The organism is Variovorax sp. 10N432 (assembly GCF_056394465.1).
On record NZ_JBFTHX010000068.1, the window covers coordinates 1 to 16,602 of the forward strand.

The 16,602-nt window shown below is 68.1% G+C and carries 15 protein-coding genes; 12 read left to right on the forward strand and 3 right to left on the reverse strand.

Annotation, left to right across the window (positions count from 1 at the left end):
* A partial coding sequence (locus AC1DF3_RS35200) for an alpha/beta fold hydrolase (protein ID WP_478142549.1) occupies positions 1–174 on the forward strand: 174 nt, incomplete at its 5' end.
* Between the two features lie 69 nt (positions 175–243).
* On the opposite strand, the gene AC1DF3_RS35205 is transcribed toward AC1DF3_RS35200, so the two are convergent.
* A complete protein-coding gene (locus AC1DF3_RS35205; protein ID WP_286518792.1) occupies positions 244–1,026 on the reverse strand; it encodes a DeoR/GlpR family DNA-binding transcription regulator in 783 nt (260 codons plus the stop codon).
* Between the two features lie 96 nt (positions 1,027–1,122).
* Between AC1DF3_RS35205 and deoC the strand changes: the two genes are divergently transcribed.
* The 10 genes from deoC (at position 1,123) to ggt (ending at position 13,549) form a co-directional block, all read left to right on the forward strand.
* Complete coding sequence (deoC, locus tag AC1DF3_RS35210) at positions 1,123–2,163, forward strand: deoxyribose-phosphate aldolase (protein WP_478142541.1); 1,041 nt, start codon at positions 1,123–1,125, stop codon at positions 2,161–2,163.
* A gap of 4 nt (positions 2,164–2,167) precedes the next feature.
* Complete coding sequence (locus AC1DF3_RS35215; RefSeq protein ID WP_478142542.1) at positions 2,168–4,573, forward strand: aldehyde dehydrogenase family protein; 2,406 nt, start codon at positions 2,168–2,170, stop codon at positions 4,571–4,573.
* A gap of 78 nt (positions 4,574–4,651) precedes the next feature.
* Complete coding sequence (locus tag AC1DF3_RS35220) at positions 4,652–5,596, forward strand: ABC transporter permease (protein ID WP_301815692.1); 945 nt, start codon at positions 4,652–4,654, stop codon at positions 5,594–5,596.
* Positions 5,597–5,631: 35 nt separating this feature from the next.
* Complete coding sequence (locus AC1DF3_RS35225; RefSeq protein WP_478142543.1) at positions 5,632–6,456, forward strand: ABC transporter permease; 825 nt, start codon at positions 5,632–5,634, stop codon at positions 6,454–6,456.
* Between the two features lie 33 nt (positions 6,457–6,489).
* The gene (locus AC1DF3_RS35230) at positions 6,490–8,001 is read left to right on the forward strand and encodes an ABC transporter substrate-binding protein (protein ID WP_478142544.1); all 1,512 of its coding nucleotides are present in this window, start codon (positions 6,490–6,492) and stop codon (positions 7,999–8,001) included.
* 84 nt (positions 8,002–8,085) lie between these two features.
* Positions 8,086–9,048: an ABC transporter ATP-binding protein gene (locus tag AC1DF3_RS35235; RefSeq protein WP_478142545.1), complete on the forward strand. Its 963-nt coding sequence runs from the start codon at positions 8,086–8,088 to the stop codon at positions 9,046–9,048.
* Positions 9,045–10,178, forward strand: a complete 1,134-nt coding sequence (locus AC1DF3_RS35240; RefSeq protein ID WP_478142546.1) for an ABC transporter ATP-binding protein — start codon at positions 9,045–9,047, stop codon at positions 10,176–10,178. The genes AC1DF3_RS35235 and AC1DF3_RS35240 overlap by 4 nt, the downstream gene beginning before the upstream one ends.
* Before the next feature lie 17 nt (positions 10,179–10,195).
* On the forward strand, positions 10,196–11,044 hold the full coding sequence (locus AC1DF3_RS35245) for a BtpA/SgcQ family protein (RefSeq protein ID WP_286518803.1): 849 nt from the start codon (positions 10,196–10,198) through the stop codon (positions 11,042–11,044).
* Positions 11,041–11,964: a ribokinase gene (locus tag AC1DF3_RS35250; RefSeq protein ID WP_478142547.1), complete on the forward strand. Its 924-nt coding sequence runs from the start codon at positions 11,041–11,043 to the stop codon at positions 11,962–11,964. The genes AC1DF3_RS35245 and AC1DF3_RS35250 overlap by 4 nt, the downstream gene beginning before the upstream one ends.
* A complete protein-coding gene (gene ggt, locus AC1DF3_RS35255; RefSeq protein WP_478142548.1) occupies positions 11,957–13,549 on the forward strand; it encodes a gamma-glutamyltransferase in 1,593 nt (530 codons plus the stop codon). Before AC1DF3_RS35250 ends, ggt begins: the two co-directional genes overlap by 8 nt.
* 34 nt (positions 13,550–13,583) lie before the next feature.
* On the opposite strand, the gene AC1DF3_RS35260 is transcribed toward ggt, so the two are convergent.
* Positions 13,584–14,453: an NAD(P)H-binding protein gene (locus tag AC1DF3_RS35260; RefSeq protein ID WP_286537441.1), complete on the reverse strand. Its 870-nt coding sequence runs from the start codon at positions 14,451–14,453 to the stop codon at positions 13,584–13,586.
* Positions 14,454–14,565: 112 nt separating this feature from the next.
* Here AC1DF3_RS35260 and AC1DF3_RS35265 point away from each other — a divergent pair, with 112 nt between their 5' ends.
* A complete protein-coding gene (locus AC1DF3_RS35265; RefSeq protein ID WP_286537409.1) occupies positions 14,566–15,492 on the forward strand; it encodes a LysR family transcriptional regulator in 927 nt (308 codons plus the stop codon).
* A 60-nt stretch (positions 15,493–15,552) separates the two neighbouring features.
* On the opposite strand, the gene AC1DF3_RS35270 is transcribed toward AC1DF3_RS35265, so the two are convergent.
* Positions 15,553–16,290: a TetR/AcrR family transcriptional regulator gene (locus AC1DF3_RS35270; RefSeq protein WP_301815704.1), complete on the reverse strand. Its 738-nt coding sequence runs from the start codon at positions 16,288–16,290 to the stop codon at positions 15,553–15,555.
* Positions 16,291–16,602 lie beyond the last annotated feature (312 nt).

Here is a 16,602-nt window from a genome sequence, read left to right on the forward strand (position 1 = left end):
CTGGTCATGCATGGCGACGACGACCAGATCGTGCCGATCGCCGACGCGGCGCTGAAGTCGGTCAAGCTGCTGAAGAACGGCACGCTCAAGGTGTACAAGGGCTTCCCGCACGGCATGCTCACCACCCACGCGGAAGTCATCAACCCCGACCTGCTGGCGTTCTTCAAAGGTTGAGTCATCGAGCGCAAGCACGCTGACGTCTCCCCTGAATTGCCGGCCGAGAGGGGACCTTCGATGCCCGGATCAGTCAGCGGCAGGTTGCGCGAACACCATCGAAAAATCCTTGAACTGCTTGCGCAGCCCCGCCGCCGGCGCCCCGCCCACGACGATGTGCCCGAAGGCGTCGAGGGGGCTGAAGAAGGCCGGCCGCAACAGGCCGAGCTTGCTTTCATCGACGACCAAGAAGGTCTGCGATGCGCTGCGCATCGCCGCCTGCTTCACCGGTACTTCGTGAAAGTTCGAACAACTCGCGCCGCGTAGCGGGTCCACCCCGCCGGCGGACAGAAAGGCCTTGTTCACGCCCAGGCGATTGAGGTACTGCAAGCCCTCGTCRGATAGGAAACTGGCCGACGAGGGGTGGTACAGCCCGCCGAGCAGCATGAGTTGCGTGTTCGGCCGGCGGCTCAGGATCGACGCGATGTTCGTGGAGTAACAAACGACGCTCAGGGGCATGTCCGGCGGCAAGGCCTCTGCGAAATGGGCCATGGTGGTGCCGCAGTCGATGAACAGGCTGTCATGCGCCTGCACCCACTTGGCCGCCCGTTGACATGCCACGCGCTTGTGCGCCGCATGCTGGTCGCCCGCCACGTCGAGCGAGTATCGATCCGCCGAGGGCAGGGTGGTCGCGAGCACGTAGCCCCCAAGAGCGGTCAATGGCGAGTCGGGGGCCGACAGGTCGCGGCGGATTGTCATCGGGGTCACGGCCAGCAGTTGGGCGGCTTCGTTGATTGGCAAGGGCCCGCGGGCCTCGACAAGTTCCTGCATCCGTGAAAGGCGCAATACCCCCGCGCCGGCGGTCTTTCGCATGTTCTGTTCCTCTCATCTACCAGCCAAGTATCGCTCATCAAAATGTTATTGGAAGAACATCTTGCGCAACGTCATGTTCTTGGAATAACATTAATCATGACATCCACTGCACTAGTCCGCACCCGAGGCGCGGTGCGCCCGCCCTCCGAGTCCGTGACAGCCGCGCCGGCGGCCGACAACCCGGGCGCAATTGCCCGCAATGTCGCGCAGCCGTTCGACGCGGGCTGGATCGACGGCATCCGCATCAACCCCTCGGCCGCCGAACGCCGCGTCGCCACGTTGCGCGGCCGGCGCTCGGTCAAGCAGGACGCCCAAGCCGGGTGGCTGTTGAAGGCCCTCACCTGCATCGACCTCACGACGCTCAATGGCGACGACACGGCCGAGCGTGTGCGGCGCCTGTGCGCCAAGGCCGTGATGCCGGTGCGCCCGGATGTGCTGGCAGTGCTCGGCTTTGCCGATCGCCCACTGCACACGGGCGCCGTCTGCGTCTATCACCGCTTCGTCGCGACGGCGGTCGACGCGCTCGCGGGCACCGGCATCCCGGTGGCGGCCGTATCGACGGGGTTCCCTGCGGGGCTGGTCCCGCACGGCCTCAAGTTGAAGGAGATCGAGGCCTCAGTGCGCGACGGCGCCTCCGAGATTGACGTGGTCATCACGCGCGAACATGCGCTCGGCGGCCATTGGCAGAGGCTGTACGACGAGATGCTGGACTTCCGCCGAGCCGCCGGCGCGGCGCACGTGAAAGCCATCCTGGCGACCGGCGAGCTCAAGACACTGCGCAATGTCGCGAAGGCCTCCCTGGTCTGCATGATGGCCGGCGCGGATTTCATCAAGACCTCGACCGGCAAGGAAGGCGTCAATGCCACGCCGCTGGTCACGCTGGTCATGCTGCGCATGATCCGACAGTACGAGGCCCGCACCGGCTTCCGGGTGGGCTACAAGCCAGCCGGCGGCGTCAGCACCGCACGGCTGGCGCTGGACTACCAGACGCTCATGAAGGAAGAACTGGGACGCGCCTGGCTGGAGCCGAACCTGTTTCGCATCGGCGCCTCCAGCCTGCTGGCCGACATCGAGCGCCAGCTGGAACACCACGTCACGGGCCGCTACTCGGCCTTCAATCGCCACCCGATCGGATGAACCGATGAGCAAGAGCGTCGCACGCTATTTCGACACCATGGACTACGGCCCCGCGCCCGAGAGCGACACCGATGCCCGCCAATGGCTCTCGCGCCATGCGCAGGGGTTCGGCCACTTCATCGACGGTCGTTTCACGGGGGCCGACTCCGGTGCCCACTTCGAGACCGTGGAGCCGGCCACCGGACTCCTGCTCGCGCGCATCGCACAAGGCTCGCCGGCGGACATCGACACCGCCGTGACCGCCGCGCGCGCCGCGCAACCGGGCTGGATGGCGGTCGGCGGCCATGCGCGCGCGCGTCATCTGTATGCATTGGCGCGCACGGTGCAGCGCCATGCGCGCCTGCTTGCGGTGGTGGAGGCGCTCGACAACGGCAAGCCGATCCGCGAGACCCGCGACATCGACGTGCCGCTGGTGGCGCGCCACTTCTACCACCATGCCGGCTGGGCGCAACTGCAGGAACGCGAATTCGCGGACCAGGTGCCGCTGGGGGTGATCGGGCAGATCGTTCCCTGGAACTTCCCGCTGCTCATGCTGGCGTGGAAGATCGCGCCGGCGCTGGCGCTTGGCAACACCGTCGTTCTCAAGCCGGCGGAACTCACGCCGCTGAGCGCCTTGCTGTTTGCCGAGCTGGCGGCGCAGGCGGGCCTGCCTGCAGGCGTGCTGAACGTGGTGACGGGCGACGGTGCCACGGGCGCTGCACTGGTCGCTCACGAAGGGGTCGACAAGATCGCCTTCACCGGATCGACCGAGGTGGGCCGCCTTATCCGCGAGGCGACTGCCGGCTCGGGCAAGTCGCTCACACTGGAGCTCGGCGGCAAGTCGCCCTTCATCGTGTTCGACGATGCCGACATCGACGCGGCGGTGGAAGGCGTGGTGGATTCCATCTGGCTCAACCAGGGCCAGGTGTGCTGCGCCGGCTCGCGGCTGCTGCTGCAGGAAGGCATCGCGGCCGACTTCATCGAACGGCTCAAGCGACGCATGCAGCAGCTGCGCGTGGGCATGCCGCTGGACAAGGCAATCGATCTCGGCAGCCTGATCGACGGCTCGCAGCTCGACAGAGTGCGCTCGCTGGTGGCCACGGGCGTGCGCGAGGGGGCGCAGTGCTACCAGCCATCATGCGCGCTGCCCACGGGCGGCAGCTTCTATCCACCGACGCTGTTGACGGGGGTGCAACCGGCATCGACCGTGGCGACGGAAGAGATCTTCGGCCCGGTGCTCGTGACCATGACCTTCCGCACCCCGGACGAGGCGGTGGCGCTGGCCAACAACACGCGCTACGGCCTGGCAGCCAGCATCTGGAGCGAGACGATCGGACTCGCGCTGGGCATCGCACCGCAGCTGCAAGCGGGCGTGGTGTGGATCAACGCCACCAACCTGTTCGATGCGGGCGTCGGCTTCGGCGGCTGTCGCGAGTCGGGCTACGGCCGAGAGGGTGGACGCGAAGGCTGCCATGAGTACCTCAAGCCACACGCCTGGGCCGCGCGCAAGCCGCGTGCCGCGCAGGCGGCACCGGGCGCAACCGGCGAAACGGCGCGGGCGCCGGTCACCTCATCGACACTGCCGGCCATTGATCGCACCGCCAAGCTTTTCATCGGCGGCAAACAGGTGCGACCCGATGGCGAGTTGTCGCACGCGGTGTTTTCCGTCTCGGGGCAACGGTTTGGCGAGGTGGGCACGGGCAACCGCAAGGACATCCGCAACGCGGTGGCCGCGGCACGTGCGGCGGACGGCTGGTCCAGTGCCACGCCGCACCGTCGCGCGCAGGCCCTCTACTACCTGGCGGAAAACCTCTCCACGCGCGCGGACGAATTCGCCGCACGCCTCGTCCGCTTCACGGAGGTGGCGGCAGGCAGTGCGCGCGCCGAGGTGGACGCCGCCGTGAGCCGCCTCTTCGCTTACGGTGCGTGGGCCGACAAGTACGAAGGGACGGTGCACGTGCCGCCGCTGCGCGGCGTGGCATTGGCGACGGTGGAGCCCATCGGCGTGGTCGGTGTCGTATGCCCGGACGAAGCGCCGCTGCTGTCCTTCGTGAGCCTGCTCGCGCCGCTGCTGGCGATGGGCAACCGCACGGTGATCGTGCCGAGCGAATCGCATCCGCTGATCGCGACCGACTTCTACCAAGTGCTCGAAACTTCCGACCTGCCGGGCGGCGTGGTGAACATCGTCACCGGCCCGGCCGAGAGCCTCATGCAGACACTGGCCCGGCACGACGACGTGGACGCGCTCTGGGTTTTCGGCGCGGCGTCGCTGTCGCGCGATGCCGAACGCCTGTCCGTCGGCAACCTCAAGCGCACGCTGGTGGACCATGGCCTGGCCACCGACTGGCAGGACGGCGCCGCGGCCGAGGGCGCGCCCTTCCTGCGGCATGCCACGCAGGTCAAGAACATCTGGATTCCCTATGGCGAATGACGCCCTCGCCAGCTTCGCGGCCGCCGTGGCCGTGCCGAAGCCTTCCCTCGGACGCAACCCCGGATTGGAATATTCGCCATGGCCCGCTATCTGCTCGCACGGTTGATCGCGCTCGTGCCGATCCTGCTCGGCACCTCGGTCGTGGCGTTCTTCCTGATCCGGCTGGTGCCGGGTGACCCCGCCATCGCGCTGCTGGGGCTGGACGCCGACCCGCAGGCGATCGCCGCCTTGCGGCAGCAACTCGCGCTCGACCAGCCCATCGTGATTCAGTACGTCACCTGGATCGGCCACATCTTCGCGGGCGATTTCGGACGTTCGGTCCAGGGCGGACGTCCGGTCCTGCCGCTGTTGCTGGGCGCGCTGGGACCGACGGCGCTGCTGGCCGCGGCGGCGCTGGCGATCTCGCTGGCGATCGCCATTCCCGCCGGGATCGTGGCCGCCACCCGCCGCAACACCAGCGCGGACTACGCCGCTTCGTTCCTCGCGCTGTGCGGCCTGTCGATGCCGAGCTTCTGGCTCGGCGTCTTGCTCATCCTGGCCTTCTCGATCTACTGGCCGATCCTGCCGGCCTCGGGCTACGTCTCGCTGACGGCCGATCCGCTGGAGCACCTGCGCCATCTCGTGTTGCCGGCGCTGACGCTGGGAGCGGCGCTGGCGGCCGCCACCATGCGCATGACGCGCGCGACGATGCTGGAAGTCCTGCGCTCCGACTACGTGCGCACGGCGCGCGCCAAGGGACTGCCGCGGCGCCGCGTGGTGTGGGGGCATGCCCTGCGCAATGCGCGCATTCCGATCGTGACACTGCTCGGCATCCAGCTCGGCCAGCTGCTCGGCGGCGTGGTCGTGACCGAGACGGTGTTCTCCTGGCCGGGCATCGGCAAGCTGACGGTCGATGCGATCTTCGCGCGAGACTACCCCGTCGTTCAAGGCGCGGTGCTGTTGACGGCGGTCGCATTCGTGCTGATCAACCTGGCGACGGACCTCGTCTACACGGTGCTCGATCCAAGGGTGAGGCTGTCATGAGCGCGAGCGCGAACGCCATCCATCGGCCGGCCGGCATGGCCGCCTTCCTGCGCACGATGACTCGCGATCCGCGCGCGGCGCTGGGCCTGGGCCTCGTCGTCCTGGCGGCCATCGCCGCATTGGGCGCGCCGCTCATCGCACCCTATGCGCCGGACTTCCCCGATTTCGTCAACACCCTGTCGCCGCCTTCCGCCGCACATTGGCTGGGCACCGACGAACTGGGCCGCGACGTGCTCACGCGCATCGTCTATGGCGCGCGGACTTCGTTGTTCGTCGGCATTCTCAGCGTCGTGGTCGCGGCCCTGGCGGGCACCGGCCTCGGTCTGGTGGCGGGCTATTTCGGCCGTTGGACCGAGGCGCTCATCATGCGCGCGATGGATGTGGTGTTCGCCTTTCCGAGCATCCTGCTGGCGCTTGCGATCACGGCCGTGCTCGGCCCGAGCCTGACCAATGCCGTGCTCGCGATCGCGGTGGTCAATCTTCCGGTCTTCGCGCGCGTCGCGCGGGCCCAGACACTGGTGGTGCGGCAGCTCGAGTTCGTCGAGGCCAAGCGCGCCCTGGGCTTCCGCACTGCGAACATCCTCTTGCGCACGATCCTGCCGAACATCCTTGCGCCGGTGATCGTGCAGGGGTCGCTGCTCTTCGCTTCGGCCATCATCACCGAATCGTATTTGTCCTTCCTCGGGCTGGGCGCACAGCCGCCCACCGCAACCTGGGGAAACATGCTGCGCAACGCGATCGGCTTCATGGAACAGGCGCCGTGGCTGGCCCTGTTTCCCGGCGCCGCGATCTTTTTGACGGTGCTCGGCTGCAACCTGCTGGGCGACGGTCTGCGCGACCGCTTCGACCCGCGCGACTAGTGCCTCGACGACAGTTCAACCTGGAGATGTGCCATGCAGTTCCCCATCCATCGGCGTCGCTTCGCCGCCTTTCTCTCCGCCGCGCCGATCGTGCTGTCGGGGCTCCCCGCCCTGGCGCAGCAGACCCACACGCTCACGGTGGGGATCGTCTCCGATCCCGTCACGCTCGATCCCGCCCTGATGGCCTCGTTCTTCGAGCTCTCCATCCAGTACAACCTGTATGAGCCGCTGGTGCACGTCACGCCGGATCTCAAGATCGAGCCCGGGCTCGCGAGCGTCGAGACGCCGGACCCGCTCACCTACCTCTTCACGCTCAGGCCGAACCTGAGTTTCCACGACGCAACGCCGCTCGACGCCGCGGCCGTCAAGGCAAACTTCGACCGGATGCTCGACCCGGCCACCGGCTCGCCGCGCCGCAGTGAGCTGTCGTCGATCGACACCGTCACGGTCACGGGCCCCCTGACCTTCACCATCAAGCTCAAGACGGTTTATGCGCCGTTGCTCCAGGTGCTTTCGAACCGGTCGGGCATGATGGTTTCGCCGAGTGCGCTGAAAGCCCTGGGCGCCGACTTCGCGACGAAGGGCGTGGGCGCGGGCCCCTACAAGCTGGTGAGCTGGACCAAGAACTCCGAGCTCGTGCTGGAGCGCTTCCCCGGCTACTGGCGCGGCCCCGCGAAGATCGAGCGGATCGTTTTTCGCCCGATCGCCGACGAGACCGTGCGGCTGACCAACCTGCGCTCGGCAACGGTGCAACTCGTCGATGCCGTGCCGGCGCAGAACGCCACACAGCTTGGCCGGGAGGCCAACCTGACGCTCAAGCAGACGCCGGGGCTCGGCTTCAACGCCTTTTCGTTCAACACGGCCAAGGCGCCCTTCGACGACGTGCGGGTCAGGCAGGCCTTCACCACCGCCATCGACAAGCAGGCGATCCTGCGCGCGGTTTACTTCGGTACCGGCAGCATCGCCCAAGGCGCGATCCCGCCCACGATGGGCTGGGCCCACGACGCGGCCTTCGCGCCCTACAAGGCGAACGCGGCGGCGGCGCGCAAGTTGCTGGCCGACGCGGGCAAGACCGCCCCCGTGCCCGTCTCGATCACCGTCACCAACTCGCCCGCGCAGGTCCGCACGGCCGAGGTGTTGCAGGCGCAGGCCAACCAGGCCGGGTTCAAGGTCGACATCCGGCAGATCGACGCCACCAGCCTGATCAGCGTGCTGCGGCAGAAGGATTTCGACCTGTGCATGTCCCCTTGGACGGGCCGCACGGACCCCGACGGCAACCTCTACAACTTCTTCGTCAAGGCCGGCTCCAACAACTTCATGGACTACCGCAGCGACAAGGTCACCGCTTTGCTGAACAGCGCACGCAGCACGCCAGCGCAGGCCGAGCGCTCGAAGCTCTATCGCGAAGCGGAGGCACAGATCGCGAACGATGCGCCGATGCTCTTCCTGACTTTCCCGGCAACGCTGCAGGCTTCGGTCAAGCGGCTGAACTGGCAGCAGTATCCCGACGGCGCCTTGCACCTGCAGTTCGCGAGCTTCCAGTAGCGACCTATGAAAGCCATGCAACCGCCAGAGCTTGCCCGTTCGCCGGCCGAACCTGCCCGGCAGAATGCGACGCAATCCGACCCGATGCTGGCCGTGGCCAACCTGCGCGTGGGCGTGGGTGACGGCCCGGCCATCGTGGACGGCGTCGACCTCGCCTTGAACAGCGGGCGCATTCTCTGCCTCGTCGGTGAATCGGGCTCCGGGAAGAGCCTGACCGCGCTCTCGCTGATGCGCCTGCTGTCGCCAGTCATGCGCCTCGCGGCGGACCGCTTCGTGCTGGACGGCGAAGACCTCGCCCAGGCCAGCGAAAAGCGGTTGAACGCGATCCGTGGCAACCGCATGGCCATGGTCTTCCAGGAGCCGATGACGGCGCTGAACCCGGTGATGACCGTGGGCGACCAGATCACGGAGACGCTGAGAGTCCACCAGGGCCTGCGCCAGGAAGCCGCGCGGGAGGTCGCATTGGCGATGTTCCGGCAGGTCCAGATACCGGCGCCCGAGGCTCGACTGCGGGCCTATCCGCATCAGCTTTCGGGTGGCATGCGCCAGCGGGTGATGATCGCGATGGCGCTGATCTGCAAGCCGGCGATCCTGATCGCCGACGAGCCGACCACGGCACTGGACGTGACCATCCAGAGCCAGATCCTGCGGCTGATCGACGACCTGCGCGCACAGCTGGGGACCGCCGTCCTCTTCATCACGCACAACCTGGCCGTGGTCGCCGAGATCGCCGACGAGGTCGCCGTCATGTATGCCGGGCGCATCGTGGAGCGGGCGTCCCGCACGGCGCTGTTCGGCGATCCGATGCACCCGTACACGCTGGCGCTGTTCGCCGCGATGCCGCGCGCCGACGAGCGCGGCCGGCCGCTGGCCACGATCGAAGGCCAGGTGCCCGCGCCGGGCGCGATGCCGAAGGGCTGCCGCTTCGCGCCGCGTTGCCCGTTCGCCGCGGCGCGGTGCCGCGAAGACTATCCGCCGCTGCGTGAGATCGCGCCCGCGCACTGGGTTTCCTGCTGGCACGCACCCCTTGAGGAGCACCTCTCATGAGCAACCCCCTTCTCTCGGTCGAGCAGGTATCGAAGACCTACGTGTCGGGCGGCGGCCTCTTCGGCCAGGCGAAATCGGCGCGCGTGGTTTCGGACATCAACTTCTCGCTGAATCGCGGCGACGTGTTCGCGCTGGTGGGCGAAAGCGGTTCGGGCAAGACCACGATCGGGCGCATGCTGCTTCGGCTGATCGAGCCGGATGCCGGGCGGATCCATTTCGACGGCATCGATGTCCGCGCACTCGATGCCGGGGCGCTGCGGCGTCTGCGGCGCCGGGTCCAGATCATCTTCCAGGACCCGTTCGGCTCGCTCGATCCGCGCGTGCGCATCGGGGCCGCCATCGCGGAGCCGATCCTGTTGCACCGTCTGCGGCCGCGCGCACAAGTGGCGGACCGCGTCGCGGAACTGCTGACGCTGGTCGGGCTCGATGGTCGCCATGCGGCGCGTTATCCGCACGAGTTCTCCGGCGGGCAGCGCCAGCGCATCGCGATCGCGCGTGCCCTGGCGGTGGAGCCCGAGCTGATCGTCTGCGACGAGCCCGTCTCGGCGCTGGACCTTTCGATCCAGGCGCAGGTGGTCAACCTGCTGGGCGAGCTGCGTGCCAGGCTGGGCGTCTCGTACGTGTTCATCTCGCATGACATGGCCGTGGTGCGGCATCTCGCAACGCACATCGGCGTGCTGTATGCCGGCCGGCTGGTCGAGACCGGACCTTCGGAGACGGTCTTCACCGATCCGCGGCATCCCTACACGCGCATGCTGCTCGCGGCAACGCCCAGCCCGGTTCCGGACGTCGTGCGCCAGCGCGAGGCAATAGCCGGCGAACCACCCAGTCCGTTCTCGACCTGGTCGCAGTGCCGCTTCGCCTCGCGCTGTGCGCATCGCATGGAGCTCTGCATGGCCGGCGAGCCGGTGCTGGCGAAGGCCGCACCCGCGCCCCGCCTGTCGGCCTGCCTGCGTGCCGCCGACCTGCCGACTTTCGCCGCCGTCGACGACGGCGAGGAGCGCATGACTGCGGCCTACCGAACCCGCCTGGGCCTGCTTCGCCATGCCCGCGCGGCGGCAGACGCCGAAGCCTGCGCCTCGCCGCGGCAGGCGGCTGCTTCCGACGTTTCCGCTCTTTCCCCCCACTGACCTCCGGAGTCTCCATCTTGTCTGTCAACACCTCCATCTACCGCGCCAAGGACGATGCCATCGCGCGGATCTTCGGGCGCGGCAAGGCCGTGATCGGCGTCATCCATTCGCTGCCGCTGCCTGGCTCGCCGCACTACGACGGCGAGCCAGTGCAGCGCATCTACGACTTCGCGCGGGCCGAGGCCGAGCGCTACCGCGAGGGCGGGGTCGATGGGCTGATCGTCGAGAACCACGGCGACATTCCCTTCGCCAAGCCCGACGAGCTCGGACCCGAGACCGCCGCCTGCATGGCCACCATGGCCGACATCGTGCGACGTGAGTGCGGCCTGCCGATCGGCATCAACGTGCTCGCCAACGGCGCCGTGCAGGGCATCGCCGTTGCCAAGGCGTCGGGCGCGGCCTTCGTCCGCGTCAACCAATGGGCCAACGCCTATGTCGCCAACGAGGGTTTCATGGAAGGCAAGTCGGGCGAGGCCAGCCGCTACCGCAGCTGGCTGCGCGCCAAGGATGTCGCGATCTTCACGGACGTGCACGTCAAGCACGGCGCGCACGCCATCGTGGCCGACCGCACCTTGGAGGAGCTGACCCGCGACTGCGAGTTCTTCGACGCCGATGCCGTGATCGTCACCGGACAGCGTACCGGCGACAGCGCCCGGCTCGACGAACTGGCGACGGTCCGCGGCGCCACGGCCCTGCCCGTCATGGTGGGCAGCGGCGTCAACGCGGACAACGTCGCGGCGATCTTCGGCCACGCCGACGCGGTCATCGTCGCCAGCGCCTTGAAGCACGCAGGCGGCTGGTGGAACGCCGTCGATCCCCAGCGGCTGGCGTCGTTCATGGCGGTCGTGCGCGAGGCCCGGGGATGAGCCGCGTCTTCGTGCTGGGCAATGCGACCGTCGATCAGGTCCATTGCGTCGAGCGCCTGCCAGCGCCTGGCGAGACCGTCCTGGCGTCCGGCATCGCGCGCTGTGCCGGCGGCAAGGGCCTGAACCAGGCGGTGGCGGCAGCCCGGACCGGCGCCCGCGTGACGCTGGCGGCGCCCGTGGGGCGCGATGCGGACGCGGACCTGCTCGCCCAAAGCCTGGCCGGCGAGGCGGAGCTCGAGGCGCTGTGGCTGGCCGGCGACGCGCCCACCGACCTCTCGTCGATCTGGGTGGCCGAAGGCGGCGAGAACGTCATCGTCAGCAGTGCGGGCTGTGCGCGTTCGATCACGCCGGAGCAGGCGATGCGCTTGTGCGACACGCTGGTGCCCGGCGACTTCCTGCTGCTGCAGGGCAATCTCTCGGCGCAGGCGACGCATGCGGCAGCCGAAGCGGGCAGGGCGCGCGGCGCCTCGTGCGTCCTGAACACGGCGCCGATCGCGTGGGACATGCATGCGCTGCTGAGGCTCTGCGACATCGTCATCGCCAATGCCGGTGAGGCCGCGATCCTGACGGCGGGCGCGGCCGATGTCGGCAAGGCCTTGCGCGCGCGTGGCGCCGGGACGGGCATCGTCACCTTGGGTCCGCGGGGCGCGCTGATCTCCACCGAGGCGGGCCAGGCGACCATCGCCGCACCGCAGGTCGAAACCGTGGACACCGCCGGTGCGGGAGATGTCTTCGCCGGCACGCTGGTCGGCCTGCTGTCGACGGGCCATCCGCTCGGCCTGGCCACGCAGACCGCCGTGGCCGCGGCATCGCTGTCCGTCACGCGGCGCAACACCATGCCTTCCTTTCCGACGCGCAGCGAGATCGCGTCGCTGCTCGAACGAGGCCGGCGCCCCATGCCAGGATCCGCGCATGCGTGATCTCCACAGACCCGGACGTTCGGTCGCCATGGGCTCGCGCGGCGCGGCGGCGACCTCCCATCCGCTGTCGAGCGCGATCGCCATCGAAGTGATGCGCGCGGGCGGAAACGCCGTCGATGCGGCGCTGACGGCCTGTTCGCTGCAATCGGTGCTGGAGCCCCACAACACCGGGCTCGGTGGGGACTGCTTCGCCCTGGTGTGGCGAGCCGACACGCAGTCGCTGCACGCGCTGAACGGTGCGGGCTACGCACCGCAGGGCTTGAGCGACTCGGGCCTGCTGGCCGAAGGCATCGACCGCATCGATACGGAGGACATCCATTCGGTCACGATCCCGGGCGCGCTCGATGCCTGGGGCCGCCTGCTGCGCGACCACGGCACCCGGTCCCTGGCCGAGATCCTAGAGCCGACGATCGACTATGCCGAACACGGCATCGTGCTCGCGGAGCGCGCGGCCGAAGATTGGCGTGCCGAAACCGCCAAGCTGCGGCACGACGAGGGCGCATGCCGCCACCTGCTGACGCCGGCGGGCGAGCCCCCGCGCGCCGGCGATCTCGTGCGCTTCCCCGCGCTCGCCAGGACCTTGCGCACGATTGCCTCCGAGGGCATCGACGCCTTCTATCGCGGCTCGCTCGCCAAGGCGATGGTGTCCTCGCTCCAACGACTCGGCGGCACGCACGCTGCGGCCGACTTCGCCGACTTCGCCAGCTTCTATGTCGAGCCGATCCAGACGCGCTATCGAGGCCTCGACATCGTCCAGATGCCCCCCAGCGGGCAAGGCTTGACGGCCCTGCTGATGCTCAACATCCTGGCGGGCTTCGATCATTCGGGCTTCGAGCCGGCCGGCGCAGATCGGTTTCACCTGCAGATCGAGGCGTGCCGGCTGGCCTACGGCGCGCGCGACGCCTATGTCGCCGACCCCGCATTCGCCGAGGTCCCGGTGCAGGAACTGCTGTCCGAGCGCTTCGCGGCGCGCTTGCGTGAGCGCATCGATCCCCGGCGGGCCATGCCGGCGCAGATCGTGCTGCCCGGGATCGGCCAGTCCGACACGGTCTATCTGTCGGTCGTCGATGGCGAGGGCAACGTCTGTTCCCTGATCAGCTCGCTGTTCCATGCTTTCGGCTCGGGGAAGGTGTGCCCCCAGACCGGCGTGGCCTTCCAGAACCGCGGGGCGGGATTCCGGGTGCAACCCGGCCACGCCAACAGCGTTCGACCGCGCAAGCGGCCGCTTCACACCATCATTCCCGCCATTGCGATGCGTGACGGCCGCCCGGCGCTGTCCTTCGGCGTGATGGGCGGGCCCTACCAGGCGACCGGCGTCGTGCATACATTGCAGAACGTCGTAGATTTCCGCATGAACGTGCAGGAGGCCCTCGATGCTCCGCGAGGTTTCCGCTTCACGGGCGCATTCGAGGCCGAGCGAGGGATCTCCGACGCCGTCCTGGCCGATCTCCACGCCAGGGGCCATCCTGTGGAGCGCGTCCAGGTGCCGTGGGGCGGCGGACAGATGATCGCCATCGATCCAGACCGGCCGCTCGTATCGGCAGGGAGCGACCCGCGCAAGGATGGGGCTGCGTTGGCTTTCTGAAAGCATGCCCGCGGGCCGCCGCTGAAGGGCCTCCTCAGGCGTGCTCGGGGTCTGCGAGGCCGCGCAAGACGGCCTCGAGTTCTGTCGCACCCTTGCGCGATGCGCTGGGCCCGCCTTCGAATTCGATCCAGCCTTCGTTGAAGCCGTCCAGCATTCGAATGCGCGGCAAGGGGTTGGCCATGCCCTGCGAACGAAACAACGATTCCCACATCGACCGCGGCACTGGCTGGGCAAGGACATCGCGCGCCAGAACGCGGCCCAGCGTCGCGGCCAGCACCTGTGGCGTGACCCGAACCGGTCCTTCGAGTTCGACCACCCGGCGCCCCTCCCAATGGTCTTGCAGCATCTGCGCCGCGGTGGCGGCGACGTCTGCCGTCGCGACCATCGGAACCGGCTTGTCCAACGGCTGGAGGAAGCTCGACACGACACCGCGCGACCGGGCGTCGTCGATGTCCCACGCAGCGTTCTCCATGAACCACGCAGCGCGCAGAAAGGCGACCGGCATGGCCAGCGCGGCAAAGCCGCGCTCCATCATCTGCAGCTGCGTCAGCAGGTTTTCTTCCGTCGCCTGGGCGCCGATGGTCGACAGGGCCACCACGCGCCGGGGCCGGGCCTGCTGCAAGGCGGCCACCAGCGCCGCGACGTTGGCCCGCGTTTCGGCATAGCCGGCCGAGGGGTCGAACACCGGGGGCAACAGCACGAAGACCGCTTCTGCACCATCGAAGGCGGTCGCCAGGGCACCCGCGTCATCCATGGATGCGAACGCTGTCTCGCAACCGAGCGAATGCCAGCTCGCAGCCTTGGCCTGATCCCGCAGGACAGCCCGTACCGGCACGCCGGCGGCCAGCAGTTTCTTTGCGACCTGAGCACCCACCTTGCCAGTGACTCCCGTGACAACAAACATGATCTTTCTCCTGATGCGGCGCACCGTACGCCCTATTGAGAAGGATTTTGGGCGCGGTGCGGGCGAAAGGCGATAGCATGAAACTCATTTGTTTCATGCTTGGAAGTCATCAATGGCAGGTTTCAGTACACAACTTCTCGAAGGCATCGACGTCATGGCGGCGGTCGTCGACACCGCAAGCTTCGGACGCGCCGGAGAAGCGCTTGACATGTCCCAGTCCGGTGTCAGCCGCGCCGTTGCGCGGCTGGAGACGCGCTTGGGCATCCGCGTGTTCGAGCGCACCACCCGGTCGGTGCGGCTGACCGACGAGGGACTGCGCTTCTACGAGCAGGTCATGCCGCTGGTCGGCGCGCTGGCGGAAGCCACCAGCGGCGCCGCAGGCGGCGGTGCGGCTGTGCGAGGCCGCCTTCGGGTCAACGTCGACCCTTTCTTCTCGCGTCTCATCCTGGGCCCTCGACTGGGCATCTTCCTGGACCGCCATCCGGACCTGGAAATGGAACTCCGCAGCCGAGACGACCTGGGCGACATGGTGGCCGACGGCTTCGACCTGGCCATTCGCTTCGGACATCCCCGGCCCTCGTCCCTGGTGGCGCGAAAGCTGCTCGACACCCGGGTGCTGACGGTGGCGTCGCCGGGCTACGTCCGGCGCCATGGCTGCCCGTCCGACCCGCGTGAACTCGAGGCCGGGCATCACCGGTGCATCCTGTTCCGCGACTCGGCGACGGGTCGGCCCTTCTCCTGGGAGTTCCACCAGCGTCGCCGCAAGCTCACGGTAGCGGCGCGCGGCGCACTGACCGTCAATGACGCGGGTACCCTCTACAGCACCTGCCTGGCCGGCCACGGCATCGCTCAGCTCTTCGAGTTGGGGGCCGAGTCCTTCATCGCCCGGAAGAAACTCGTGCCCCTGTTTCCGGACTGGCCGGATGAGCGCTTCCCGCTGTATGCCTACTATCCCACTCGCCATCACGTACCGGCCAAGACGCGGGCGCTGCTGGACTTCGTGGCAAGCCTCGTGGAGGAGGGCGGCGAGGTCGGATGACGCGAGGGCGCAAGCGGCCGGAGTTCGGCTGCTTGCCCTGTGCGCTGAGCGCCCCTAGGCTCAAGAGCGACGCGGAGAGGGCGGCTGCATCCGGGTCTGCTCGAACTTCTCCGGACCCGAGACGACCGCAGCAAGAAACAGATCGATCGAGAACTCGATCATGCGCTGCGGGTCGAGGTTGCTGTCGGTGCGGGGGATGCGCCCGCCCAGGAGGAGCGCCGCGACGCCGTGCTCCGTCGACCAGGCAGCATGCGAAAGGTAGTGGAGCTGCTCGCTGTCCCAGCCGCTCTCGAGCGCCAGCTCGAACACCGAGTCCGAGAAGTACGAGTACGAGATGTTGCTCGTTGCCTCGACATCGCCACGCACGAATTCCTGCAGCAGCCGGGGACCGGTCATCAGGTCGAACAGCCCCGCGTGCATTTGCGCGAAGCGCACGTAGCTCAGCATCATCTCGCGCGCCTTCGGCAGCGCGGGCAGGTGCCGCGCGGAGATCTCCATGCGCTGTTCGGCAAGCTCCTTGAAGCCGCTGATCGCGATTGCGGCGAGCAACTCCTCCTTGCCTTTGAAGTGGCGCGACGGCGCGGCCTCGGAAACGCCGAGCCGGCGTGCCAGCGCCCGCAGGCTCAGCTCGCTCGCACCGTTCTCCTCGAACATCCGGCGGCCTTCCTCCACCAGGGCGTTGCGCAATCCGCCCCGCTCGTAGGTCGGCTCGCGCAGCTGCGGCGGCAGCGCGCGCAGCTTCCTGGCAGCAGGCTGCGAGGCGCTACGAGTGGGTATCTGTGACGCCTTGCTGGTCATCGCTGTAGGGCTCCTTGCAACTCGGCTGATCTTACAAGCGCAGCGCGTGCGAATTCGACCGCACCGGTTCGGGTTAACACCGATAACAGACTAAGTTAACACCGTTATCATTCTCCCATCGGTGCAAAACGGCCATCCCGGCGATGTCACCTCAAGGAGAAGATCGATGAGCTCGATTTCGTATGAAAAAGACGGTGCCGTCGGCGTCGTCACCATGGCCAAGCCGCCGCACAACCTGATCGACAACGCCATGCTCCAGGAGCTTGCGTCCACCTACGCAAGAGCGGTCGAGGAGGGATGCCGCGCCATCCT

Coding starts and splice junctions, on each gene's coding strand:
- deoC (WP_478142541.1), top strand. CDS start 1,123: ATGACATCCACTGCACTAGTCCGCACCCGAGGCGCGGTGCGCCCGCCC.
- AC1DF3_RS35240 (WP_478142546.1), top strand. CDS start 9,045: ATGAGCAACCCCCTTCTCTCGGTCGAGCAGGTATCGAAGACCTACGTG.
- ggt (WP_478142548.1), top strand. CDS start 11,957: ATGCGTGATCTCCACAGACCCGGACGTTCGGTCGCCATGGGCTCGCGC.
- AC1DF3_RS35220 (WP_301815692.1), top strand. CDS start 4,652: ATGGCCCGCTATCTGCTCGCACGGTTGATCGCGCTCGTGCCGATCCTG.
- AC1DF3_RS35250 (WP_478142547.1), top strand. CDS start 11,041: ATGAGCCGCGTCTTCGTGCTGGGCAATGCGACCGTCGATCAGGTCCAT.
- AC1DF3_RS35215 (WP_478142542.1), top strand. CDS start 2,168: ATGAGCAAGAGCGTCGCACGCTATTTCGACACCATGGACTACGGCCCC.
- AC1DF3_RS35270 (WP_301815704.1), bottom strand. CDS start 16,290: ATGACCAGCAAGGCGTCACAGATACCCACTCGTAGCGCCTCGCAGCCT.
- AC1DF3_RS35235 (WP_478142545.1), top strand. CDS start 8,086: ATGCTGGCCGTGGCCAACCTGCGCGTGGGCGTGGGTGACGGCCCGGCC.
- AC1DF3_RS35260 (WP_286537441.1), bottom strand. CDS start 14,453: ATGTTTGTTGTCACGGGAGTCACTGGCAAGGTGGGTGCTCAGGTCGCA.
- AC1DF3_RS35265 (WP_286537409.1), top strand. CDS start 14,566: ATGGCAGGTTTCAGTACACAACTTCTCGAAGGCATCGACGTCATGGCG.
- AC1DF3_RS35225 (WP_478142543.1), top strand. CDS start 5,632: ATGGCCGCCTTCCTGCGCACGATGACTCGCGATCCGCGCGCGGCGCTG.
- AC1DF3_RS35230 (WP_478142544.1), top strand. CDS start 6,490: ATGCAGTTCCCCATCCATCGGCGTCGCTTCGCCGCCTTTCTCTCCGCC.